This window comes from Nocardioides potassii (genome assembly GCF_021648885.1).
GTDB lineage: Bacteria > Actinomycetota > Actinomycetes > Propionibacteriales > Nocardioidaceae > Nocardioides > Nocardioides potassii.
The window spans coordinates 160,527-182,734 of the sequence record NZ_JAKJHZ010000011.1; the positions used below are offsets into that span (position 1 = coordinate 160,527).

The 22,208-nt window shown below is 71.5% G+C and carries 21 protein-coding genes and 1 tRNA gene; 3 read left to right on the plus strand and 19 right to left on the minus strand.

The genetic code is table 11. The annotated features are described in order from the left end of the window. Positions 1-24: 24 nt before the first annotated feature. From L2K70_RS19050 to argS, 17 genes are all read right to left on the minus strand, one after another. Entirely contained in the window at positions 25-819 is a 795-nt protein-coding gene (locus L2K70_RS19050) for a F0F1 ATP synthase subunit delta (RefSeq protein ID WP_236404891.1), read from the minus strand. After that, positions 819-1,403, minus strand: a complete 585-nt coding sequence (locus L2K70_RS19055) for a F0F1 ATP synthase subunit B (RefSeq protein WP_236404892.1) — start codon at positions 1,401-1,403, stop codon at positions 819-821. Before L2K70_RS19055 ends, L2K70_RS19050 begins: the two co-directional genes overlap by 1 nt. 34 nt (positions 1,404-1,437) lie before the next feature. Then, entirely contained in the window at positions 1,438-1,623 is a 186-nt protein-coding gene (gene atpE / locus L2K70_RS19060) for an ATP synthase F0 subunit C (RefSeq protein WP_236404967.1), read from the minus strand. 94 nt (positions 1,624-1,717) lie between these two features. Further along, entirely contained in the window at positions 1,718-2,515 is a 798-nt protein-coding gene (atpB, locus tag L2K70_RS19065) for a F0F1 ATP synthase subunit A (protein WP_236404893.1), read from the minus strand. A 5-nt stretch (positions 2,516-2,520) separates the two neighbouring features. Continuing rightward, a complete protein-coding gene (locus tag L2K70_RS19070) occupies positions 2,521-2,784 on the minus strand; it encodes an AtpZ/AtpI family protein (RefSeq protein ID WP_236404894.1) in 264 nt (87 codons plus the stop codon). Positions 2,785-2,813: 29 nt separating this feature from the next. Next, positions 2,814-3,305, minus strand: a complete 492-nt coding sequence (locus L2K70_RS19075) for a Cg1360 family ATP-synthase-associated protein (RefSeq protein ID WP_236404895.1) — start codon at positions 3,303-3,305, stop codon at positions 2,814-2,816. Between the two features lie 86 nt (positions 3,306-3,391). Then, the gene (locus tag L2K70_RS19080) at positions 3,392-4,591 is read right to left on the minus strand and encodes an MraY family glycosyltransferase (RefSeq protein ID WP_236404896.1); all 1,200 of its coding nucleotides are present in this window, start codon (positions 4,589-4,591) and stop codon (positions 3,392-3,394) included. A gap of 3 nt (positions 4,592-4,594) precedes the next feature. Then, positions 4,595-5,260: an L-threonylcarbamoyladenylate synthase gene (locus tag L2K70_RS19085; protein ID WP_236404897.1), complete on the minus strand. Its 666-nt coding sequence runs from the start codon at positions 5,258-5,260 to the stop codon at positions 4,595-4,597. Then, entirely contained in the window at positions 5,257-6,099 is an 843-nt protein-coding gene (prmC, locus tag L2K70_RS19090; RefSeq protein ID WP_236404898.1) for a peptide chain release factor N(5)-glutamine methyltransferase, read from the minus strand. Before prmC ends, L2K70_RS19085 begins: the two co-directional genes overlap by 4 nt. Then, the gene (gene prfA, locus L2K70_RS19095; protein WP_236404899.1) at positions 6,100-7,173 is read right to left on the minus strand and encodes a peptide chain release factor 1; all 1,074 of its coding nucleotides are present in this window, start codon (positions 7,171-7,173) and stop codon (positions 6,100-6,102) included. It abuts the gene before it with no gap. 97 nt (positions 7,174-7,270) lie between these two features. Then, positions 7,271-7,507, minus strand: coding sequence for a 50S ribosomal protein L31 (gene rpmE / locus L2K70_RS19100; RefSeq protein ID WP_236404900.1), 237 nt, complete (start codon positions 7,505-7,507; stop codon positions 7,271-7,273). Positions 7,508-7,634: 127 nt separating this feature from the next. Then, a complete protein-coding gene (rho, locus tag L2K70_RS19105) occupies positions 7,635-9,443 on the minus strand; it encodes a transcription termination factor Rho (RefSeq protein WP_236404901.1) in 1,809 nt (602 codons plus the stop codon). 129 nt (positions 9,444-9,572) lie between these two features. Further along, a complete protein-coding gene (thrB, locus tag L2K70_RS19110; RefSeq protein ID WP_236404902.1) occupies positions 9,573-10,472 on the minus strand; it encodes a homoserine kinase in 900 nt (299 codons plus the stop codon). After that, positions 10,472-11,536, minus strand: a complete 1,065-nt coding sequence (gene thrC, locus L2K70_RS19115; RefSeq protein ID WP_236404904.1) for a threonine synthase — start codon at positions 11,534-11,536, stop codon at positions 10,472-10,474. The genes thrB and thrC overlap by 1 nt, the downstream gene beginning before the upstream one ends. A gap of 5 nt (positions 11,537-11,541) precedes the next feature. Further along, on the minus strand, positions 11,542-12,831 hold the full coding sequence (locus L2K70_RS19120; RefSeq protein WP_236404906.1) for a homoserine dehydrogenase: 1,290 nt from the start codon (positions 12,829-12,831) through the stop codon (positions 11,542-11,544). Further along, the gene (lysA, locus tag L2K70_RS19125; protein ID WP_372477493.1) at positions 12,828-14,246 is read right to left on the minus strand and encodes a diaminopimelate decarboxylase; all 1,419 of its coding nucleotides are present in this window, start codon (positions 14,244-14,246) and stop codon (positions 12,828-12,830) included. Before lysA ends, L2K70_RS19120 begins: the two co-directional genes overlap by 4 nt. Before the next feature lie 7 nt (positions 14,247-14,253). Beyond that, positions 14,254-15,909 carry an arginine--tRNA ligase gene (gene argS, locus L2K70_RS19130; protein ID WP_236404908.1) on the minus strand — a complete coding sequence of 552 codons (1,656 nt, stop codon included), beginning with the start codon at positions 15,907-15,909 and terminating at the stop codon, positions 14,254-14,256. Positions 15,910-15,981: 72 nt separating this feature from the next. Here argS and L2K70_RS19135 point away from each other — a divergent pair, with 72 nt between their 5' ends. Both L2K70_RS19135 and L2K70_RS19140 read left to right on the plus strand, forming a co-directional pair. Next, positions 15,982-16,479 carry a thioesterase family protein gene (locus tag L2K70_RS19135; protein WP_236404910.1) on the plus strand — a complete coding sequence of 166 codons (498 nt, stop codon included), beginning with the start codon at positions 15,982-15,984 and terminating at the stop codon, positions 16,477-16,479. Between the two features lie 79 nt (positions 16,480-16,558). Beyond that, positions 16,559-16,631, plus strand: a tRNA-Arg gene (locus L2K70_RS19140). 34 nt (positions 16,632-16,665) lie between these two features. Here L2K70_RS19140 and L2K70_RS19145 read toward each other — a convergent pair. Further along, positions 16,666-17,583: an LCP family protein gene (locus tag L2K70_RS19145; protein WP_236404912.1), complete on the minus strand. Its 918-nt coding sequence runs from the start codon at positions 17,581-17,583 to the stop codon at positions 16,666-16,668. Further along, entirely contained in the window at positions 17,580-18,146 is a 567-nt protein-coding gene (locus L2K70_RS19150) for a hypothetical protein (RefSeq protein WP_236404914.1), read from the minus strand. The genes L2K70_RS19145 and L2K70_RS19150 overlap by 4 nt, the downstream gene beginning before the upstream one ends. A gap of 308 nt (positions 18,147-18,454) precedes the next feature. On the opposite strand from L2K70_RS19150, the gene L2K70_RS19155 reads away from it, so the two are divergent. Continuing rightward, entirely contained in the window at positions 18,455-22,207 is a 3,753-nt protein-coding gene (locus L2K70_RS19155; RefSeq protein ID WP_236404970.1) for a multifunctional oxoglutarate decarboxylase/oxoglutarate dehydrogenase thiamine pyrophosphate-binding subunit/dihydrolipoyllysine-residue succinyltransferase subunit, read from the plus strand. Position 22,208: the final 1 nt, after the last annotated feature.

Sequence of the window (22,208 nt, forward strand, 5' to 3'; positions counted from 1 at the left end):
AGTTCTTGGATGTGTCTCGGGCCGTCAGCCGGCCAGCTTGCGCCCGGCGTCGTCGAGGCGGCTCGCGACCGTCCCGTCGATGACGTCGTCACCGATCTCGACGCGGATGCCACCGATGACGTCCGGGTCGACGATGACGTTGAGGTGCACGGTGCGGCCGTAGGAGCGCGAGAGCGCCGCTGCGAGCCGGTCGCGGTCGGTGTCGGCCAGCGGGCGGGCGACGCGAACGGTCGCAACTCCCTCTCCGCGGACCTCGGCCGCGATCTTCTGGTACGACGCCAGCGCGACGGCCACCGTGCGGTGGCTCCCGGACAGCGACTGGCGCACGAGCGCCACCGTGGCCGGCAGCGTCCTGCCGCCGAGCAGCCCCTCGACCAGCGCCGACTTGTCGGCGCGGCTGCGAGCGGGGTCGGACAGCGCGTCACGCAGCCCGGGGTTGGCCTGGACGAGCTGGCCCACCGCGAACACCTCGTCCTCGAGGCGTCCGGCGTCGTCACCGGTGGAGCGGACCATCGCGACCACGCCGAGCTGCTCGAGGGCGTCGGCCAGGTCGCGCCCGGCCGTCCAGCGCTGCGCGACAGCGGTGGCGACGACCTCGAGGGCCTCCGGGGAGACCTTCTGGTCGAGCACGCTGCGGAGCAGGTCGGCCTTGGCCTCGCCGGGGACGGACACGTCGGTCGCGACGCGGCGCAGGCCGGGCTCGGCGCGGAGCAGGTCCGCGGTCCCGAAAAGGTCCTGGCCCACCCGGCCCAGGCCGCCGGAGCCCGGGAGGACAGCGGCGGCCGCGGCGTAGGCCTCTGCGGACGCACCTCGCATCATCAGTTGACGCTCCCCGACGAGTTGGTCGTGGCGGAGTCCGCCTCGATCTCGGCGAGGAACCGCTCGACCACGCGGCTCTGGCGAGCCTCGTCCTCGAGGCTCTCGCCCACGATGCGGCCGGCCAGGCCGGTCGCGAGCGTGCCCACCTCGGCACGGAGCGAGGTGACGGCCTGCTGACGCTCGGCCTCGATCTGCGCCTTGCCGTGCTCGACGATGCGGGCGGACTCGGCCTGGGCCGTCTCCCGCATCTCGGCGACGATCGCAGCACCCTGCTCACGCGCCTCCTCGCGGATGCGCGCCGCTTCGTGCCGGGCGTCGGCGAGCTGCTTCTCCAGCTCGGCGAGCCTGGCGTCGGCCTCGGCCTGCTTGGACTCGGCCGCGGCGATGCCACCCTCGATCGCCTGGGTGCGCTCGGCGAAGGTCTGCTCGAAGCGCGGAGCGACGAACTTCCAGATGAGGAAGAGGAGCAGGCCGAAGACGACGAGCGACAGGGCGGCCTCGACGGGCACGAAGCCCAGCGGGTTCTCCGGGGCGTGGCCGCCCTCGGCGGGCTCCCCGTCCGCGAGGAAGATCAGATTCTGCATGGCAGTCCTTCGTCAGTCGTGCAAGCGGGTCGTGTCAGAGGACGAACGCGAGCGCGATACCGATGATGGCGAGCGCCTCGGCGAGGGCGAAGCCCAGGATGGCGATCGACTGGAGGCGGCTCTGGGCCTCGGGCTGACGGGCGACGCCGGAGATGTAGGCGGCGAAGATCAGGCCGATACCGACGCCGGGGCCGATCGCAGCGAGACCGTAACCGACCATGTTGAGGGAGCCTTCCACGGCTTTGTCCTTTCGGTTGTTACTACTGGGTTGAACACTTGGGGGGTGAAACAGAGGGGGTCGAGCTTCTCGGGGCTCAGTGCTCGTCTGCGAGCGCGCCCGAGATGTACATGGCGTTGAGCAGGGTGAAGACGTAGGCCTGGAGGAACTGCACCAGGAGCTCGAGGAACGAGATCGCGATGGCGAGCACCCAGGCGAGCGGGCCGGCGACGTAGCCGATGCCGCCGTACTCCAGCAGGAAGAGACCGCCGGTGGAGAACAGGATCAGCAGCAGGTGGCCCGCGAACATGTTGGCGAACAGACGCAGTGCCAGCGTGACCGGGCGGACCAGGATGTTGGAGAAGAACTCCAGCGGCACCAGCAGCGGGTACATCGCCGGGCTGACGCCGGACGGGACGCTCTGCAGCTTGAGGTAGCCGAGGAAGCCGTGCTTCTTGATGCCGACCGCGTTGTAGATGATCCAGCTGAGCGCGGCGAGCGCGTAGGCCATCGAGGCGCGCGAGAAGGTCGGGAACTGGATGAACGGGATGGTGGCGAACGCGTTGTTGATGAGGATGAAGAAGAAGACCGTCACCAGGTAGGGCACGAACTTGATGAAGTCGTGGCTGCCGATGATGTCGCGCCCGATCGAGTTGCGGACCATGCCGTAGGCGCTCTCGCCGGCGAACTGGATGCGGCTCGGGACCAGCGTCGCGCGGCGGGCCGCGGCGTAGAAGAAGACGAACACGATCACCGCGCCCAGCAGCAGCTGCACCATCGGCTTGGTGACCGCGAGGCCGCCGATGTGGAACAGCGGGACCTCGGAGAAGTCGAAGCTGTTGGGACCGGGGGCGACGAACTCGCCGCCGGACTCAGCCATGGTGATGCCGAACATCTGCGTCAGTCTCCTCGGTGCTTGTCAGAGCTGGGCGTGTCTGCGTGAGCACTCGCCTTGTTGAACCGTGCGTACGTCATGTAGATCCCGAAGCCGGCACCGATGAGGATGCCGATCGCCACGAGGAAGGTCGTGCCGAGCCATCGATCGAGGGCCCAGCCGGCCAACCCGTAGACAGCAACACCCGAGACGATGTAGCCGAAGGCGTGCCAGGGGTCGCCCTTGGGGGAATCGTCGGATGGGGCCGTCGGGGGAAGCTGTCGAGCCATCGCGCCCCGCACACTAGCAGCGGATTCGCTCATCGCTCACCCCCGGGGTGACGGGCCGGCTCGGCTGCGACCGGCGCGTCCGAGGGCCGGTCGGCCGCGGTCTCGTAGAGCGGGATCCGCTGGCGCGTGGCGGCGACGAGCTGCCCGACGAGCCAGGTCAGGGTGACGACGATGACGGCCGTCGCGAACCACCCGCGGGACAGCGTCTCCGCGCCGGCGTCGGCGCGGTCGATGGCGGTCACCACGACAGCCAGGACCAGCAGCTGGAGCGCGTAGGTCATCAGCGCGACCAGCATCGACGCGCCCGGCAGCACGCGGGCGACGAGGCCGACGGCGGCCAGGCCGAGGGCGAACACGACGAGCGTCACCACTCCCCCGACGGCGGCGCCCACCACACCCGGGCGGCCGTCGGCGAGCCCGCCGACGAGGACCAGCACGACGACCGCGACGGTCCCGGCAGCCAGTGCACCGAGGACCGGCGACAACCCCCGTCGGGGGCCTGTCTTCGACTCGGTCGTCATGGCGGCGGCCTGTCTCTCAGAGGTGCTGGGTGACTGCTCGTGAAAACTATCACAAAGTCCGCCCGAGCCTCCAACCGGGGTCCGGGCTAGTCGTCCATCGGCTCCAGGGCGGGGTCGACCGGATCCTCGAGGCGGCCCTCGACCTCGGCGTTCTCGGGCAGCCCGGTGTCCCCCAGCCCGGTCTTGCGCGGGCGCTGCACCCGCGGCAGCACGAAGGTCATCGCGATCGTCAGCGCCAGCATCGAGCCCAGGCTCCACCACACCCACGGACTGTCGTAGAGGCTCACGATCACCGCACCGGCGGCGAGCGTGAAGGCCCACATCCACATGATCAGGACCGCGCGCCGCTGGGAGTGGCCGATCTCGAGCAGGCGGTGGTGCAGGTGCTGCTTGTCGGCGCTCATCGGCGAGCGCCCCGCGCGCGTACGACGCACGATGGCGAGCACCATGTCGACGATCGGGACGAGCAGGAGCGAGATCGGCAGCAGCACCGGCAGCACGGTGACGAAGAGGCTGTTGCCCGCCGAGGTGGGCATCCCGAAGAACTGGCCGGTGAGGGTGAGCGCGCTCGCCGAGAGGACCAGGCCGATCAGCATCGAGCCGGAGTCGCCCATGAACAGGCGTGCCGGGTGGAAGTTGTGCGGCAGGAACCCCGCGCAGGCACCGGCGAGGGCGGCGCTGAGCAGGGCGCCCGTGGTGGCCAGCGTCAGGTTGTTGGTGTCGGAGAGCTGGTAGCAGTAGAGGAAGAACGCCGCGGCACCGATGCCCACCACCCCGGCCGCCAGGCCGTCGAGGCCGTCGACGAAGTTGACCGCGTTCATCGTGCCGATGACCACGACGAGCGTGATGATCGCGCCCTGGGCGTCGCCGAGGGCGATCTGGGTGCCGTCGGGGCTGGGGAAGTAGTAGAACCGCACCCCGAAGGCGACCAGGAGGGCCGCGGCCAGCACCTGTCCCCCGAGCTTGGTCAACGCGTCGAGGTCGAAGATGTCGTCGAGCACCCCGACCGCGCAGACGAGGGCACCGGCCACCAGCACGACGCCGGCGTCGCGGAAGACGAAGTTGTCGCTGGTGGAGAGGAACGGCAGCTCGCGGGCGACGCCGTACGCCGCCACGAGACCACCGAGCATCGCCAGGCCGCCGAGGTAGGGGATCGGGACGGCGTGCACGTCGCGGTCGCGCACCGCGGCGACGGCACCGGTGCGCAGCGCGATCTCGCGCGCGATGACCGTGAGGAGGTAGGTCACCGACAGGGAGACCAGGAAGACGAGGAGGTACTCCCGCACCCCTCAGCCCTCGTCCGCCAGCACGATCCCGTGGTCCTCGATCGCAGCGTTGAGCTGGTCGAGCGAGAGCGCGCCGAGGCGCAGGACCCGGCCTTCAGGGACCGTGACGTCGACGATCGTGGAGGCCTCGCCGCCCGGCGAGGTACCGCCGTCGACGATCACCGCGACGGCGTCGCCGAGCATCTCCTCCGCCGCGTCGGCGTCGGTGGCGGCGGGGCGACCGGTGAGGTTGGCCGAGGAGACCGCGAGCGGGCCGGTGCGCTCGAGGACCGCCAGGGCGACCTCGTCGTCGGGCATCCGCACCGCGACGGTCCCCCGGGTCTCCCCGAGGTCCCAGACCAGCGAGGACTGCTGGCGGCACACGATCGTGAGCGGGCCCGGCCAGAACGCCTCGACCAGCGCGCGGGCCCACGGGGGGACGCCCTCGGCCAGCGCGTCGAGCGTGGTCGGAGCCGACACCAGCACCGGGGGCGGCATGTCGCGGCCACGACCCTTGGCGTCGAGCAGGCGCTGGACGGCGTGCCGGGAGAAGGCGTCGGCGGCGATCCCGTAGACGGTGTCGGTGGGGATGACGACCAGGTCGCCGCTGCGTACGGCGCCGGCAGCGGCGGTCACCGCCGCCTCGCGCTCCTCGTCGGTCGACGTGCTGAACCTGTCCACGCTGCTCATCGTGCCAGTCGTGCGGTCAGGTAGCGCGGGCGACCCGCGAGGTCCCGGTGGTCGGACACGTCGCTCCAGCGGCCGCTGGCAGCGAAGACCGCGGGCGCGGACTCCCCCTGCACGTCCGCGTGCTCGGCCCCGACCACTCCCCCGGGCCGCAGCAGCCCGGCGGCGCGGCGCTCCAGCACGCGGATCGCGTCGAGGCCGTCCTGGCCCGAGAACAGCGCGACGTGCGGGTCGTGGTCGCGCGCCTCGGCGGCGACCGACTCCCACGCCTCGAGCGGGATGTAGGGCGGGTTGCAGACCACGACGTCGACGGTCCCGAGCAGGTCGTCGAAGGCCGTGGCGAGGTCGCCCTGGCGCAGGTCGACGCCGGTGCCGGCGAGGTTGCGCTCGGCCCACGCCAGGGCGCCCTCGTCGAGCTCGACGGCGTGCACCTCGGCTCCCGGCACCTCGTCCGCGACCGCCTTGGCGATGGCGCCGGACCCCGTGCAGAGGTCGACGACCACGGGCGGTCGACCCACGAGCAGAGCCTGGTCGATCGCCCAGCCGGCCAGCAGCTCGGTCTCCGGGCGGGGCACGAAGACGCCCGGGCCGACGGCGAGCTCGACGTGGCGGAAGGCGGCGCTGCCGGTCAGGTGCTGCAGCGGCTCGCGGGCCACCCGGCGCGCCACGAGGGCGTCGTACTCCTCGCGCTGCCCGGTGCTGAGGCCGTCGACGAGCGGCAGGCGACCGAGCGCGACGTCGAGGACGTGCGCCAGCAGCAGGTCGGCGTCGCGCTCGGGTGAGGCGACTCCGGCGTCGCGCAGACGGGCCGCCGCGTCACGCCGGGCCGTGCTGGCCCGCACTCAGGACTCCAGCTCGGCGAGCCGGGCGGCCATGTCGGCCTCGACGCACGAGTCGAGCACCGGCTGGAGGTCACCGTCCAGCACCTGGTCGAGGTTGTAGGCCTTGTAGCCGGTGCGGTGGTCGGAGATCCGGTTCTCCGGGTAGTTGTAGGTCCGGATCCGCTCGGAGCGGTCGACCGTGCGGACCTGCGAGCGACGCGCCTCGCTGGCCTCGGCGTCGGCAGCCTCCTGGGCGACCTGGAGCAGCCGCGCGCGCAGGATGCGCATCGCGGACTCCTTGTTCTGCAGCTGGCTCTTCTCGTTCTGGCAGCTCGCGACGATGCCGGTCGGCAGGTGGGTGATCCGCACCGCGGAGTCGGTCGTGTTGACGCTCTGGCCACCGGGACCGCTGGAGCGGTAGACGTCGATGCGGAGGTCGTTGTCGTTGATCTCGACGTCGACCTGCTCGGCCTCGGGCATCACCAGGACGCCGGCGGCGGAGGTGTGCACGCGGCCCTGCGACTCCGTGACGGGCACCCGCTGCACGCGGTGCACACCGCCCTCGAACTTGAGCAGGGCGTACGGCGCCTGGCCGGGCTCGACCGTCCCCCTGGCCTTCACCGCGGCGGTGACGGACTTGAAGCCGCCGAGGTCGGACTCGGTGGCGTCGAGCAGCTCCACGCTCCAGCCGCGTGCCTCGGCGTAGCGGGAGTACATCCGCAGCAGGTCGCCGGCGAACAGGGCCGACTCCTCGCCGCCCTCGCCGGACTTGATCTCGAGCAGCGCGTCCTTGCCGTCCGAGGGGTCGCGGGGCACGAGGAGGCGGCGCAGCCGCTCCTCGGCCGCGACGCGGCGGGCGGCCAGCACGTCGGCCTCCGCCGCGAAGGCAGGGTCGTCGGAGGCCAGCTCGCGCGCGGCCTCGACGTCGTCACCGAGCTGGAGCCAGTCCTGCCACGTGGTCACCACGGCGGTGAGCTCGGCATACCTCTGGTTGAGCTGCTTGGCGAGGCGCTGGTCGGCGTGCGTCTCGGGCAGCGCGAGGCGTCCCTCGAGCTCGGCGTGCTCCTGGCGCATGCCTTCGACGGCCTCGAACACGGCTCTTCTCCTGCGGCTGGACGGATGGCGGGGTGGCTGGGCAGACGACAAGGCGCCGGCCACCCGCAATGAGCGGGCGACCGGCGCCTGACGTGGGCTACTTGCTCTCGGCCTTCTCGGAGGCAGCAGCCTTCTTGCCGTAGCGGGACTCGAACCGGGCGACGCGGCCGCCGGTGTCGAGGATCTTCTGCTTGCCGGTGTAGAACGGGTGGCACTGCGAGCAGACATCGGCGTGGATCGTGCCGGAGGTCGCGGTGCTGCGGGTGGTGAACGACGCGCCGCAGGTGCAGGTGACCTTGGTCTCGACGTAGTCGGGGTGGGTGTCCTTCTTCATGGTGTCCTCTCAGTTGCTCCGGGTCGTCCGCGTGGATCGCTGCGACGTGAACCGGAACCGACGCACAAGTGTGCCACCGCTCTCAACAGCGGCGCCAATCCGGTCATTCCCGCTCGGTGGGCCCGCCTCAGCGGTGCCCGATGACCTTCGCGACCGCCGCCTGGGTCTCGGCGGCAGCGAGCTGCTTGCGCAGGTCGCCGACGACGGCGCCCTCGGCCGGCGCGAGGAGCTTCTCCTCGTGCCGGGTGCCCGACGCGGCGACGTCCACGGCCGGGACGATGCCCTTGGCCGCGCGGTCCGCGCTGAGCACCAGCTCGAGGTTGGCGGTGCCGGCGAGCTCCTCGAGGAAGAACTCGTCGGTGGCCGAACCGGTGCCGACGCTGACCGAGGCGAGGATCGTCAGCGAGCCACCGTCCTCGATCTTGCGGGCGGCACCGAAGAACTCCTTGGTCGGGTGGACCGCGGAGGCGTCGACCAGGCCACCGAGCACGCGACCGTTGGCCGGCGCCGCGAGGTTGTAGGCCCGGCCCAGGCGCGTGAGCGAGTCGAGCAGCACGACGACGTCGTGGCCCAGCTCGACGAGCCGCTTGGCCCGCTCGATCGCCAGCTCGGCGACGAGGGTGTGGTCGGCAGGCTGCCGGTCGAAGGTCGACGCGACGACCTCGCCCTTGACGGCGCGCTGGTAGTCGGTGACCTCCTCCGGGCGCGTGTCGACGAGCACCACCATCACGTGGCACTCGGGGTTGTTGGTCGTCACCGACTGCGCGATCGAGCGCAGCAGGGTCGTGGTGCCCGTACGCGGCGGGGTGAGCACGAGCCCACGCTGGCCCTTGCCGATGGGCGCGGCGATGTCGACGACCTTGCCGATCACGTTGGCGTCGTCGGTGGCCAGGCGCAGCCGCTGGTGCGGGTGCACCGGGACCGAGTCGGCGAACTCGGGACGCTCCTTGGCGCCCTCGGCCTCGGTGCCGTTGATGCTGTCGATGCGGACCATCGGGTTGAACTTCTCGCGACGCTCGCCCTCGCGCGGCTGCCGTACCTGGCCGACGACGGCGTCGCCGCGCCGCAGGTGGTACTTCCGCACCATCGACAGCGACAGGTAGACGTCCTCCGGACCGGGGAGGTAGCCGGAGGTGCGCACGAACGCGCAGTTGTCGAGAACGTCGAGGATGCCGGCGGCCGGCACCAGCACGTCGTCCTCGAGGATCGTGGTGTCGGGCTCGTTGCGCCCGCCCTGGCGCGCCGCGGTGCGGTCGCGGCCGCGGCGGCGACGGTTGCGGCGGCTCCCGCCCTCGCCGTCCTCGTCGTCGTCGTCCTGGTGCTGCTGGTTCTGGCCCTGCTGGCCCTGCTGGCCCTGCTGGCCCTGTGGGTTCTGGCCCGGCTGGTTCTGCTGCTGCTTGGGCTGGTTCTGCTGCTGCTTGTCGTTCTGCTGCTTGTCGTCCTGCTTCTGGTCCTGCTTCTGGTCCTGCTTCTGCTTCTGCTTGCCGCCCTGCTCCTGCTGACGGTCCTGACGGTCCTGCTGGGCGGGTCGGTCCTGCTGGGCGGATCGGTCCTGCTGGGCGGGTCGGTCCTGCTGCGCGGCGGCCGCCTCGGGCTGGTCGGCACCCTTCTCCGCCTGCCGGTCTGCCTGGCGCTGCTTGCGGGTGCGGGTGCGCACGGTCGTCTGCGCGGCGGGCTCAGCAGCGTCCGTCGACGGTTCGGCCGCCGGTGCCGGTTCCGCGGGCTGCTCGGCCTTCGCCCGGCCGGCGCCGGACTGCGCGGCCTTGATCGCGTCGACCAGCTGGGCCTTCTTCATCGAGCCGGCACCGGCGACGCCGAGGCCGGACGCCATCGACTTCAGGTCGGCGAGCAGCATCGAGCTGAGGCCGCCACCCTTCTTCGCCGGCTTCTTCGCGGCAGGGGTCTCGGCGGTCTCGACAGAGGGAGTCTCGGTCACGTGGATCCTTCGCACGTCGCGTCGCCGCTGCCGGAACCGATCGAGCGGTGCCGTGCTGCGGCGGATGGTGGTCGCCCGTGCACGCGGTCAGAGGGACCGGGTGGGGCGGGTACGCCGAACGGCGCGCGCTCAGGCTAGCAGCACGGCCCCGTCGGCGGAGACGGTCAGGGCGTGACACTCCCAGCCGTCCGGGCAGCTCGCCACCAGCGCGGACGTGTCGGCGGACCCGAAGGCCAGCACGGTGGGGCCGGCGCCGGACACCACGGCCGGTACGCCGTCCGCGCGGAGGCGGTGCACCAGCGCCAGGGTCTCGGGCATGGCCGGCTCGCGCTGCTCCTGGTGCAGCCAGTCGCGGGTGGCGGCGAGCAGGTGCTCCGGCTGGCCGCCGAGCGCGGCGACGAGGAGGGCGGCGCGACCCGAGTTGGCGGCCGCGTCGGCGTGCGGGACGGTCCCCGGCAGCAGCCCGCGGGCGACCCTGGTCTCGACGCCGGTCGGCGGCACGAACGCGACCGCGGTGATCCGCGGGTCGACGCCGGCGCGGACGGCGTACCACCGGTCGTCCTCGCGCCCGGAGATGACGAAACCGCCGTGGAACGCGGGTGCCACGTTGTCGGGGTGGCCCTCCAGGTCGGCGGCGAGGTCGAGGAGCGCCTCGTCGGACGCGAGCAGCTGACCGCCCGCGACGAGTGCCCGGGCGAGCACGACGCCCGCGACGATCGCCGCCGACGACGACCCGAGGCCACGCGCGTGCGGGATGACGTTGCGGCACGACAGCCGCAGGCCGGGAGGCTGCTCCCCCATCAGGTCGAAGGCCGCCCGCATCGCGCGGACGACCAGGTGGGACTCGTCGCGGGGTACGCCGTCCGCGCCCGCGCCGTCGACCCGGACGACCAGCCCCTCCGGCAGCACCTCCGCCTCGAGCTCGTCGCGCAGGGAGAGCGCAAGGCCGAGGGAGTCGAAGCCGGGGCCGAGGTTGGCCGAGGTCGCCGGGACGGTGACCCGCACCGGCCCGTCGACGAACGTCGCCATCAGGTGAGCCCGGCCGCGGCCGCCGCGGTGTGCACGTCGGCGTCGACGACCGTGTCGACGATGTCGCCGCACGACTCGAGCGCGGTCGCGGTGTCCTTGAGCCCGTGGCCGGTGACGGTGACCGCGACGGTGGCGCCGGCGAAGGACTGGCCCGCGGCGAGGGCGGCGAGGATGCCGGCGACCCCCGCGGCGGAGGCGGGCTCGACGAAGACGCCGTCGTGGCGGGCGAGCTCGAGCTGCGCGGCGAGGATCTGCTCGTCCGAGACCGCGGCGAACCCGCCCTCGGACTCCTTGGCGGCCTGCTCGGCGAGGTGCCACGACGCGGGGTTGCCGATGCGGATCGCGGTGGCCTTGGTCTCCGGGTCGGGGAACGGTTCGCCGGTCACGAGCGGCGCCGCACCCTCGGCCTGGAAGCCGAGCATCCGAGGCCGCCTGCTCGCCCGGCCCAGCTCGGCGTACTGGCTGTAGCCGAGCCAGTAGGCCGAGATGTTGCCGGCGTTGCCGACCGGGAGCACGTGGACGTCCGGGGCGTCACCGAGGAAGTCGACGATCTCGAACGCCGCGGTCTTCTGGCCCTGGAGCCGCACCGGGTTGACCGAGTTCACCAGTGCGACCGGGTAGTCCTTCGACAGGCCGATCGCCATCGACAGGCAGTCGTCGAAGTTGCCGCGGACCATGATCACCTGCGCGCCGTGGACGACCGCCTGGGCGAGCTTGCCCGCGGCGATCTTGCCCTCGGGGACGAGGACGAGCGGCTTCAGCCCGGCCTTGGCGGCGTAGGCGGCCATCGAGGCCGAGGTGTTGCCCGTGGACGCGCAGACGACCGCCTCGGCGCCGAGGTGCCGGGCGTGCGAGATGGCCGCGGTCATCCCGCGGTCCTTGAAGGAGCCGGTCGGGTTGTCGCCCTCGACCTTCAGCCACACGTCGGCCCCGGTCAGCCCGGACAGCCACTCGGAGTGGACCAGCGGCGTGCCGCCCTCGCGGAGCGTCACCGCCGGCAACCCCTCGGGGATGTCGAGCAGGTCGCGGTACTCCTCGATGACGCCCCGCCACTGGTGGGTCATGCCGCTCACTCGTCGCCGCCCTCGACGCGCATGACCGAGGTGACGTCACGCACGATGTCCATGTTGCGCAGCTGCTCGACCGTCGCGGCGAGCGCGGCGTCGGGGGCGGCGTGCGAGACGACGACGAGCTGGGCATCGGCGCCGCGGCCCTCCTGCCGCACGGTCTGGATCGACACGTCGTGGTCGGCGAAGGCGTTGGCCACTGCCGCCAGCACGCCCGCCCGGTCGTCGACGTCGATCGCGACGTGGTAGCGCGTGCGGGTCTCCCCCATCGGCTGCACCGCGCGGTCGGCGTAGGCCGACTCCCCCGCCCCGCGGGTGCCGGCGAGGCGGTTGCGGGCGACGGTGACGAGGTCGCCGAGGACGGCGCTCGCGGTCGGCGCACCGCCGGCACCGGGGCCGTAGAACATCAGCTGGCCCGCGGCCTCGGACTCGACGAAGACCGCGTTGTAGGCCTCGCGCACGCTGGCGAGCGGGTGCGAGCGCGGGATCATCGCCGGGTGGACGCGCGCGGCGACCTGGTCGCCCCGCAGCTCGCAGATCGCGAGCAGCTTGACCACCGAGCCCATGTCGCGAGCGCTGGCCACGTCGGCGGCGGTGACGTCGGAGATGCCCTCGCGGTGGACGTCGGCCGCGGTCACGCGCGAGTGGAAGGCGAGGCTGGCGAGGATCGCGGCCTTGGCCGCGGCGTCGAACCCCTCGACGTCGGCGGTGGGGTCGGCCTCGGCGTAGCCGAGCTCCTGGGCCTCCTCGAGCGCCTCGGAGAACCCGGCCCCGGAGCTGTCCATCTTGTCGAGGATGAAGTTGGTGGTTCCGTTGACGATGCCGAGCACGCGGGTCACCTTGTCCCCGGCGAGGGACTCGCGCAGCGGACGCAGGATCGGGATGGCGCCGGCGACGGCCGCCTCGTAGTAGAGGTCGCGCTCGGCCTTCTCGGCCGCCTCGAACAGGGTCGGGCCGTCCTCCGCGAGGAGTGCCTTGTTGGCCGTCACGACGCTCGCGCCGTTGTCGAGCGCGGAGAGGATGAGCGACCGGGCCGGCTCGATGCCGCCGATCACCTCGACCACCAGGTCGACGTCGTCGCGGGCGACCAGGCCGGCGACGTCGTCGGTGAGCAGGCCGTCCGGCACCTCGACGTCGCGCGGCGCGTCGAGACGTCGTACGCCGACCCCGACCAGCTCGACGGGCGCGCCCACGCGAGCGGCGAGGTCGTCGCTCTGCTCGGTCAGCAGCCGGACCACCTGGGAACCGACCGCGCCGCAGCCGAGCACCGCCACCCTCAAGGCCTCACTCATGAAACACCCACATCGGTCGCCAACAGGTCGGCCTCAGTCTCTCGTCGGAGCACGGTGAAAGTCTTCCCGTCCCGAACTCCGATCACCGGAGGACGCAGGGCGTGGTTGTAGTTGGACGCCATGGATCTGCAGTAGGCGCCGGTGCCGGGCACGGCGACGAGGTCACCGGGCCGCACGTCGCCGGGCAGGAACTCGTCCTTGACCACGATGTCGCCGGCCTCGCAGTGCTTGCCGACCACGCGGGCCAGCGCCGCCGGCGCCCCGGACGCGCGCGAGGCGAGGGTGGCGGAGTAGTCGGCGTCGTAGAGGGCGGTGCGGATGTTGTCGCTCATCCCGCCGTCGACCGAGACGTAGGAGCGGCGGGCACCGCCGTCGAGGGCGACCTCCTTCACCGTGCCGACCTGGTAGACGGTGCACATCGACGGCCCGACGATCGCGCGACCGGGCTCGATGGAGAGCCGGGGACGCTCGATCCCCAGCGCGCGGCACTCGTGCTCGACGATCTCCGACATCCCGCGGGCGAGGGTCTCGGGCGTGGAGGGGTCGTCCTGCGTGGTGTAGGCGATGCCGAAGCCGCCGCCGAGGTCCATCTCGGGCATCACGACGCCGAGCTCGGTCGCCACCCGCGCGTGCAGGCCGAGGACCCGGCGGGCCGCCACCTCGAAGCCGGAGGTGTCGAAGATCTGGCTGCCGATGTGGGAGTGCAGGCCGAGGAGCCGGAGGCCGGGCGCGGCGAGCACGCGTCGTACGGCATCGAGGGCGTCGCCGCCGGCGATCGAGAAGCCGAACTTCTGGTCCTCGTGGGCGGTGGCGATGTACTCGTGGGTGTGCGCCTCGACGCCCGCGGTGACGCGGACGAGCACGCCGGTCGTGCGGCCGAGCTCGGTCGTCACCCTCGCCAGCCGCTCGATCTCGTCGAAGGAGTCCACGATGACCCGGCCCACGCCGAGCTCGACGGCCCGCTCGAGCTCACCCAGGGTCTTGTTGTTGCCGTGGAAGCCGATCCGCTCCATCGGGAAGCCGGCACGCTCGGCGACCGCGAGCTCGCCGCCCGAGCAGACGTCGAGGGAGAGGCCGTCCTCGGCCAGCCAGCGCGCGACCGTCGTGCAGAGGAACGCCTTGCCGGCGTAGAAGACCTCGTAGCCCTCGAACGCGTCGCGGAAGGCGCGCGCCCGGGCCCGGAAGTCGTCCTCGTCGAGGACGTAGGCGGGCGAGCCGTGCTCGCGCACCAGCTCCGTCAGCGGTACGCCGCCCACGGACAGCACGCCGTCGGCCTTGGTGGCCGTGCGGGACCACAGGTGGTCGACGAGCGCGTTGGGGTCGGCCGGCTCACGGAGCCAGTGGGGGCCGCCGGGACGGTTGGAGCGCAGCGCGCCGTCCGCGTGCGCCCAGCCGGACGGGTGTGCGGTGGGCACGACCGCCTCACATCCGCTCGGGAGCGGACACGCCGAGCAGGTCGAGCCCGTTGGCGAGCACGACCCGCGTGGCGTCGACGAGCATCAGCCGCGCCCGGTGCAGGTCACCGGTCTCCTCGTCGCCGCGCGGCAGCACCCGGCAGGCGTCGTAGAAGCGGTGGTAGGTGCCGGCGAGCTCCTCGAGGTAGCGGGCCACCCGGTGCGGCTCGCGCAGCTCGGCGGCGGCCTTGACCACCCGCGGGAACTCGGCGAGGGCGCGCAGCAGCTCGCCCTCCTTCTCGTGGGTCAGCAGCTCGGGGTGCGACTCGGCGACCACGCCGAGGTCGGCAGCGTTGCGCATCAGGCTCGCGACCCGCGCGTGGGCGTACTGCACGGTGAAGACCGGGTTGTCGTTCGTCGCCTTCGCCCACAGGTCGAGGTCGATGTCGATCGGGCTGTCGGAGTGGTAGCGCGCGAGGGCGTAGCGGCTCGCGTCGACTCCGATCGCGTCGACCAGGTCGTCGATCGACACGATCGTGCCGTTGCGCTTCGACATGCGCATCGGCTCGCCGTCCCTCAGCAGGTTGACCATCTGACCGATGAGGATCTCGAGGTTCTTGCCGGGCTCGTCCCCGAAGGCGGCGCACATCGCGTTCATCCGGCCGACGTAGCCGTGGTGGTCGGCGCCGAGCATGATGAAGCAGCGGTCGAAGCCGCGCTCGCGCTTGTCGAGGTAGTAGCCGAGGTCACCCGAGATGTAGGCCGGCGTGCCGTTGGACCGGATGATCACGCGGTCCTTGTCGTCGCCGTACTTCTCGGTGCGCAGCCACAGCGCGCCGTCGGCCTCGTAGGTGTTGCCCATCTCGGTGAGCCGCTCGATGGCCCGCTCGACGGCGCCGGAGTCGTGCAGCGACTTCTCGTGGAAGTAGACGTCGAAGTCGACCCCGAAGTCGTGCAGGGACTTCTTGATCTCGGCGAACATCATCTCGACGCCGACCTCGCGGAAGACCTCCTGCGCGGCCTCGTCGTCCATGTCCTTGACGTCGGGGCGCTGCTCGATCACGGCCGCGGCGATGTCGTGGATGTACTGCCCGCCGTAGCCGTCCTCGGGCGCGGGGCGCCCCTGGGCGCTGGCCAGCAGCGAGGAGCTGTAGCGGTCGATCTGCGCCCCGTGGTCGTTGAAGTAGTACTCGCGCGTGACGTCCGCACCGGTCTTCTGGAAGATCCGGCCGAGGGCGTCACCGACCGCCGCCCAGCGGACGCCGCCGAGGTGCAGCGGGCCGGTGGGGTTGGCGGAGACGAACTCGAGGTTGATCTTCTCGCCCGCGAAGGCGTCCGAGGAGCCGTACGACGACCCTGCCGCGACGATGTCGGCCGCGACCTGGCCCTGGGCACCGGCCTCGACCGTGATGTTGAGGAAGCCCGGTCCGGCGACCTCGACCTCGGAGATGCCGTCGGACGCGCGCAGCCGGTCGGCGACCAGGTCGGCGAAGGCGCGCGGGTTCGTCCCGGCCTTCTTGGCGAGCTGGAGGGCGACGTTGGTGGCGTAGTCGCCGTGACCCTTCTGCCGGGGTCGCTCCACCGTGACCTGGGTCGGCACGCCGTCGGGCAGCGTGATCGCACCGTCGGCCACGAGGGCCGCCAGCGCATCGACGATGGTCTCGGAGAGCTGCTCTGGGTTCACCCACCAAGCCTATCGGCGGGCCACCCGAGGGACCGAACCGATATCACTGCCCGACCACTAGGGTGCTGCGCTGTGACGACGCACCCCACCTACGACCAGCTGATCGACCTCCCGGCCTACGTGGAGCAGCCGGTGCCGATGCCCTTCGAGGACATCAACGGCCACCTCAACGTCCGCCACTACATCGGTATCGCCAGCGAGGGGCTGGACGAGTCGCTCGTCGAGGTCGGCATCCCGCAGATGTGGCCGCTGACCGACAACCAGGCGTGCTTCTCCGCCGAGCACCACGTGACCTACCTCAACGAGCTGCGCACCGGGAGCGAGATGTCGGCGCGGGTGCGGCTGCTGGGCCGCTCCGAGCGGGCCGGCCACGCCCTGGTCTACCTGCTCGACCACACCCACCGGCAGGTGGCGTGCGTCGTGGAGGAGATCTTCCTCCACATCGACCTCGAGACGCGGCGTACGGCGCCGTGGCCGGCCGAGATCGCCGCGGCGATGGACGCCCGGGTCGCCGAGCACGCCGCGCTCCCCTTCGAGTCCCCCACGTCGGGATCGCTCGCCCTGCGCTGAGGCACCGGTTTCCTGCCCGCGTCGAGCGGCCGGTAGTGTTCGGCGCGCACCGTCCTCGGGCCCGGCCCGAGCGGTGCATGCCTCCGTAGCTCAGGGGATAGAGCACTGGTTTCCGGTACCAGGTGCCGCAGGTTCGAATCCTGCCGGAGGCGCTTCCTCACCATCGGACCCACCGGGTCCGTCCGATCAGCAGTGCTCCAGCGCTGCATCGGCCCGGGCCTCGTGGCCGAGCCGCCGGGCCTGCGCCACGTCGGGGAACACGACGCTCGCGGCACCGACGAAGCCGATCCGGCCCTGGACCACGCAGGTCGTGATCCGGCGCGGGTCGACCTGGGCGACGGCCTGGGCCAGCTCGTAGAGCTCGGCCGGCGAGGCGTTGGTGGCCATGTGCTCCATCACGGTCATCACGCCGCGCTCGATGAAGCCTGGCTTCGAGGCCTGCGACCGGATCCGGGCGTGGATGCCGCGCAGGGTGCGCTGCTGGTTGGCCGAGCGGTCGAAGTCGCCGCCCGGCAGGGCCTTGCGGATGCGGGAGAAGGCCATCGCGTTGTAGCCGTCGAGGTGGATCCGGCCCTGCTTGAAGCCCTCCTTCTTCAGGTAGGGGTCGTAGAACCGGCGCGGGTTCGTCACCGTGATGCCGCCGATGTCGTCGACCATGTCCTCGAAGAACGGGAAGCGCGTGACCATCACGTAGTCGGGCTCAATCCCGACGAGGTTGCGCATCGCGCCCGCCATGCCCTGCGGTCCGGCGAAGTAGAGGGCGGAGTTGATCTTCTCCCGGCCGTGGCCCGGGATGCTGACCCACGAGTCGCGGGGCACGCCGATGGCCGTGGCGGAGCCCGTGCGGGTGTTGATGCCCACCAGCTGGAGGGCATCACCGCGGGCGTGCCTCATGTCCTGGCCCGGTCGGGCGTCCGAGCCGACGGCGAGGATCCACACGACGTCCGCTCCCCCGACCGCCACGCCCTGGGCGTGGCGGATCCTGACGAGGCTGACATCGGTCGGCTTCACCGTCGACTGGGGTACGACGACCGCGGTGACGGCGAGGACCGCCGCGAGGACGACCACCTTGGTGGCGCGGCGGACCAGGTGGAGGCTCGTCATCTCGACCCCTTCGCGACGTCGTAGCCGAAGATGCGCCATGCGCCCCGTCGGTGCGTGAGGAACAGGCGACCGCGGACCGTCGTGGTCCCGGCCTTGTCGCCGGTGCTCTCGAACCGCAGGACGACGTGCGCGGTGACGGCGCGCGCCCGGCGGTCGGTGGCGAGGATGTCGAGCGCCACGCTGCGGTGCGTCGCTGTCACGGAGTCGACGTGCGGTCCGCGGGTCTGGTTGGTGAGCAGCGCCTTGTCGGACCTCGCGCGCCTCTCGGCACCGGCGGTGAACCCGGGGAACGCCGAGGGAAAGGTGCTGCGCGGGTACGTACCGCCGAGGTAGGCCGCCTCCCACCAGCGGTCGACGACCCTGCCCACCTGGTGGCGCACGGCCTTGCGGCGGGCGTCCGGGAGCCGACCGTGGACGCGGTGGATCTTCGTGGTGGTCGGCAACGGGGGGTGCGAGGCGAGGCTCGCCTGCGCGTCATCACGGCTGAGCCGCTCCGGCGAGGCCGACGGGTCCGAGCCGGACGAGCAGGCAGTGCCGGTGAGGGCGAGGACGAGCGCGAGCACGAGGCCCGCGCGACGGCGTGGGAGACGGCTTGGGAGACGGCGTGGCATGGGAACTCCGGGGGCCAAATACGACAATGACTACTGATTGACTAGTGGTGTGGTCGACACCATGCCCCACCGGGCGGCCCCGCCCCTGCATTTGCGTGCGTGTGCGACTAGCCTTGTGAGACGAGTTGACCCACCCTCGCGCGAAGAGAATCGGAAGAGGCGAACAAAGCGTGGCGCAGTCCCCGAACGGGCAGTCCGGCAACCACACCTCGGTTGCACCGTCATCTGACCTGGGAGCCAACGAGTGGCTCGTGGAGGAGATGAAGGAGCAGTACGAGAAGGACCCCGCGAGCGTGGGTCCGGAGTGGGCGGAGTTCTTCGGGAACGGGAGTGCTCCGGCCACCGAGAAGACGCCGGCCGCCGCGCAGGCCACCGCCACGAAGACCGCCACCGCCACCACGACCGCCGAGAAGCCGGCGGCGAAGGCCCCCGAGAAGCCGGCGGCGAAGGCCCCCGAGAAGCCGGCCGCGAAGCCCGCCGAGGAGCCGGCCGCGCCCAAGTCGACCGCCAAGTCGACCGCCAAGTCGACCGCCACGTCGACCCCGAGGCCCGCCGCCGCAGCCGACGAGCCCGCGAAGGGCACCAGCACCCCGGTCGCCAAGGACCCGACGCCCGCCGCGCCGTCGCCGTCGAGCGACGCCCCGACCTACACCGTCCTGCGCGGGGCGCCCGCCCGGACGGCGGCCAACATGGACGCCTCGCTGTCGGTGCCGACCGCGACCTCGGTGCGCTCGGTGCCGGTCAAGCTGCTGTGGGACAACCGCACGGTCATCAACAACCACCTCGCCCGCGCCCGCGGCGGGAAGGTCTCGTTCACCCACATCATCGGCTACGCCCTGGTCAAGGCGCTGCGCTCGATGCCGGAGATGAACGTCGGCTACGAGGTCGTGGACGGCAAGCCCAACCTGATCACGCCTGCCCACATCAACCTGGGCCTGGCCATCGACATGCAGAAGCCCGACGGCAGCCGCCAGCTGCTCGTGCCCAACATCAAGGGCGCCGAGGCGATGGACTTCGCGGCGTTCTGGACGGCCTACGAGGACATGGTGCGCAAGGCGCGCGACGGCAAGCTGGCCGTCGCCGACTTCCAGGGCACTACGATGTCGCTGACCAACCCCGGCGGCATCGGCACGGTCCACTCCGTGCCGCGCCTGATGGCGGGGCAGGGCGCCATCATCGGTGTCGGCGCGATGGAGTACCCGCCGGAGTGGCAGGGCGCCTCCGACGAGGCGATCAACCGCAACGCCATCAGCAAGGCGATGACGCTGACCTCGACCTACGACCACCGTGTCATCCAGGGTGCGCAGTCGGGTGAGTTCCTCAAGCGCGTGCACGGCCTGCTGCTCGGCGAGAACGACTTCTACGACGAGATCTTCCGATCGCTGCGCATCCCCTACGAGCCGATCCGCTGGTCGCGCGACGTGGTCGCGAGCCACGACGACGACATCGTCAAGCAGGCGCGCATCCTCGAGCTGATCCACGCGTACCGGGTCCGCGGTCACCTGATGGCCGACACCGACCCGCTGGAGTACCGGCAGCGCAGCCACCCCGACCTCGAGGTGGAGTCGCACGGCCTGACGCTGTGGGACCTCGACCGCGAGTTCGCGACCGGGTCGTTCGGCGGCGAGGGCCGGCGCTTCATGAAGCTGCGCAACATCCTGGGCATCCTGCGTGACTCCTACTGCCGCACGACCGGCATCGAGTACATGCACATCATGGATCCCGAGCAGCGCAAGTGGATCCAGGAGCGCGTCGAGCAGCCGCACGTGAAGCCGCCCCGCGAGGAGCAGCTGCGCATCCTGCTCAAGCTCAACCAGGCCGAGGCGTTCGAGACGTTCCTGCAGACGAAGTTCGTCGGGCAGAAGCGGTTCAGCCTCGAGGGTGGCGAGACCACGATCCCGCTCATCGACGAGATCTGCGAGGCCGCGGCCGAGGAGGGCCTCGACGAGGTCACGATCGGCATGGCCCACCGCGGCCGGCTCAACGTGCTGGCCAACATCGTCGGCAAGAAGTACAGCCAGATCTTCCGCGAGTTCGAGGGCAACATCGACCCGCGCACCGTCCAGGGCTCGGGCGACGTGAAGTACCACCTCGGCGCCGAGGGCGAGTTCGTCGCGGGCTCGGGTGCCCAGATCAAGGTGTCGGTCGCCGCGAACCCCTCGCACCTCGAGGCGGTCAACCCGGTGCTCGAGGGCATCGCCCGCGCCAAGCAGGACATCCTCAACAAGGGCGCGGACTACCCCGTCCTGCCGCTGCTCGTCCACGGTGACGCGGCCTTTGCCGGCCAGGGTGTGGTGGCGGAGACGCTCAACCTCTCGCAGCTGCGCGGCTACCGCACCGGCGGCACCGTGCACGTCGTGATCAACAACCAGGTCGGGTTCACCACCTCTCCCGGCTCGTCGCGCTCGTCGCTCTACTGCACCGACGTGGCACGGATGGTGCAGGCGCCGATCTTCCACGTGAACGGCGACGACCCCGAGGCCTGCATCCGGGTCGCGCGGCTCGCGTTCGACTACCGGCAGAGGTTCAACAAGGACGTCGTCATCGATCTCGTCTGCTACCGCCGCCGCGGTCACAACGAGGGCGACGACCCGTCCTACACCCAGCCGCTCATGTACGACCTCATCGAGCAGAAGCGCTCGGTGCGCAAGCTCTACACCGAGTCGCTGATCGGCCGTGGTGACATCACGATCGAGGAGGCCGAGCAGGTCCTCAAGGACTACCAGCAGCAGCTCGAGCGCGTGTTCACCGAGGTCCGCGAGGCCAGTTCCGAGGCCCCGACCGACTGGACGACGGTCCCGGACTACCCGGACAAGCCCGCCGGCGACTTCTCGACCGCGGTCACCCCGGAGGTGCTCAAGCGGATCGCCGACAGCTACGTCACTCCTCCGGAGGACTTCACCGTCCACCCGAAGGTGATGCCGCAGCTCCAGCGTCGCTCGGCCGCCATCACCGACGGCCCGATCGACTGGGGCACCGGCGAGATCCTCGCCTTCGGCTCGCTGCTGATGGAGGGCCGTCCCGTCCGCCTCGCCGGCCAGGACTCGCGCCGCGGCACGTTCGTGTCCCGCTTCGCGACGATCATCGACCGCACCAACGCCGACGAGTGGACCCCGCTGACCAACCTCACCGAGGACCAGGCGAAGTTCCACGTCTACGACTCGCTGCTCTCGGAGTACGCCGCCCTCGGGTTCGAGTACGGCTACTCCGTCGCGCGACCCGAGGCGCTCGTCCTCTGGGAGGCGCAGTTCGGTGACTTCGTCAACGGCGCGCAGACCGTCATCGACGAGTTCATCTCCGCGGGAGAGACCAAGTGGCGCCAGCAGTCCGGCGTCGTCCTGCTCCTCCCCCACGGCTACGAGGGCCAGGGCCCGGACCACAGCTCGGCGCGCATCGAGCGGTTCCTGACGATGTCGGCCGAGGAGGCGATGGTCGTCGCGCAGCCCTCGACGCCCGCGTCGTACTTCCACCTGCTGCGCCGCCACTCGCTCGGCGAGGAGCACCGCCCGCTCATCGTCTTCACGCCGAAGTCGATGCTCAAGCGCAAGGAGGCGGCCTCCCAGCCGTCCGACTTCGTCGGGGACACTACGTTCCGCCCGTTCATCGGCGACGCGGACGCCGACCCCTCGCAGGTCGAGACGCTCCTGCTGTGCTCGGGCCGCGTGACCTGGGACCTGATGACCGAGCGGGCCAAGCGCGACAACGGTTCGTCCTTCGCCATCGGTCGCGTCGAGCGGCTCTACCCGAACCCGGTCGAGGAGATCCGGGCCGAGGTCGCGAAGTACCCCCACCTGAAGACGGTCCGCTGGGTGCAGGACGAGCCGCGCAACATGGGCCCGTGGCCGCACTTCGCGCTCAACGTGTGGCCGCAGCTCGACGTCGAGGTCGAGCCGGTCACCCGCCCGGCGTCCGCGGCGCCGTCGGTCGGCACCGTCAAGCGCCACGTCGAGGAGCAGAAGTCGCTCCTCGACGCGGCGTTCGAGTCGCCGCGCGGCGGCGGCCACGACTACTGAT

What these genes read in the sequence shown, in the direction of transcription:
- thrC (WP_236404904.1), bottom strand. Translation starts at nt 11,536, where the DNA reads ATGACCCACCAGTGGCGGGGCGTCATCGAGGAGTACCGCGACCTGCTC.
- L2K70_RS19055 (WP_236404892.1), bottom strand. Translation starts at nt 1,403, where the DNA reads ATGCAGAATCTGATCTTCCTCGCGGACGGGGAGCCCGCCGAGGGCGGC.
- L2K70_RS19085 (WP_236404897.1), bottom strand. Translation starts at nt 5,260, where the DNA reads ATGAGCAGCGTGGACAGGTTCAGCACGTCGACCGACGAGGAGCGCGAG.
- L2K70_RS19075 (WP_236404895.1), bottom strand. Translation starts at nt 3,305, where the DNA reads ATGACGACCGAGTCGAAGACAGGCCCCCGACGGGGGTTGTCGCCGGTC.
- L2K70_RS19145 (WP_236404912.1), bottom strand. Translation starts at nt 17,583, where the DNA reads ATGACGAGCCTCCACCTGGTCCGCCGCGCCACCAAGGTGGTCGTCCTC.
- atpB (WP_236404893.1), bottom strand. Translation starts at nt 2,515, where the DNA reads ATGTTCGGCATCACCATGGCTGAGTCCGGCGGCGAGTTCGTCGCCCCC.
- rpmE (WP_236404900.1), bottom strand. Translation starts at nt 7,507, where the DNA reads ATGAAGAAGGACACCCACCCCGACTACGTCGAGACCAAGGTCACCTGC.
- L2K70_RS19155 (WP_236404970.1), top strand. Translation starts at nt 18,455, where the DNA reads ATGAAGGAGCAGTACGAGAAGGACCCCGCGAGCGTGGGTCCGGAGTGG.
- L2K70_RS19070 (WP_236404894.1), bottom strand. Translation starts at nt 2,784, where the DNA reads ATGGCTCGACAGCTTCCCCCGACGGCCCCATCCGACGATTCCCCCAAG.
- L2K70_RS19050 (WP_236404891.1), bottom strand. Translation starts at nt 819, where the DNA reads ATGATGCGAGGTGCGTCCGCAGAGGCCTACGCCGCGGCCGCCGCTGTC.
- thrB (WP_236404902.1), bottom strand. Translation starts at nt 10,472, where the DNA reads ATGGCGACGTTCGTCGACGGGCCGGTGCGGGTCACCGTCCCGGCGACC.
- atpE (WP_236404967.1), bottom strand. Translation starts at nt 1,623, where the DNA reads ATGGTCGGTTACGGTCTCGCTGCGATCGGCCCCGGCGTCGGTATCGGC.
- L2K70_RS19120 (WP_236404906.1), bottom strand. Translation starts at nt 12,831, where the DNA reads ATGAGTGAGGCCTTGAGGGTGGCGGTGCTCGGCTGCGGCGCGGTCGGT.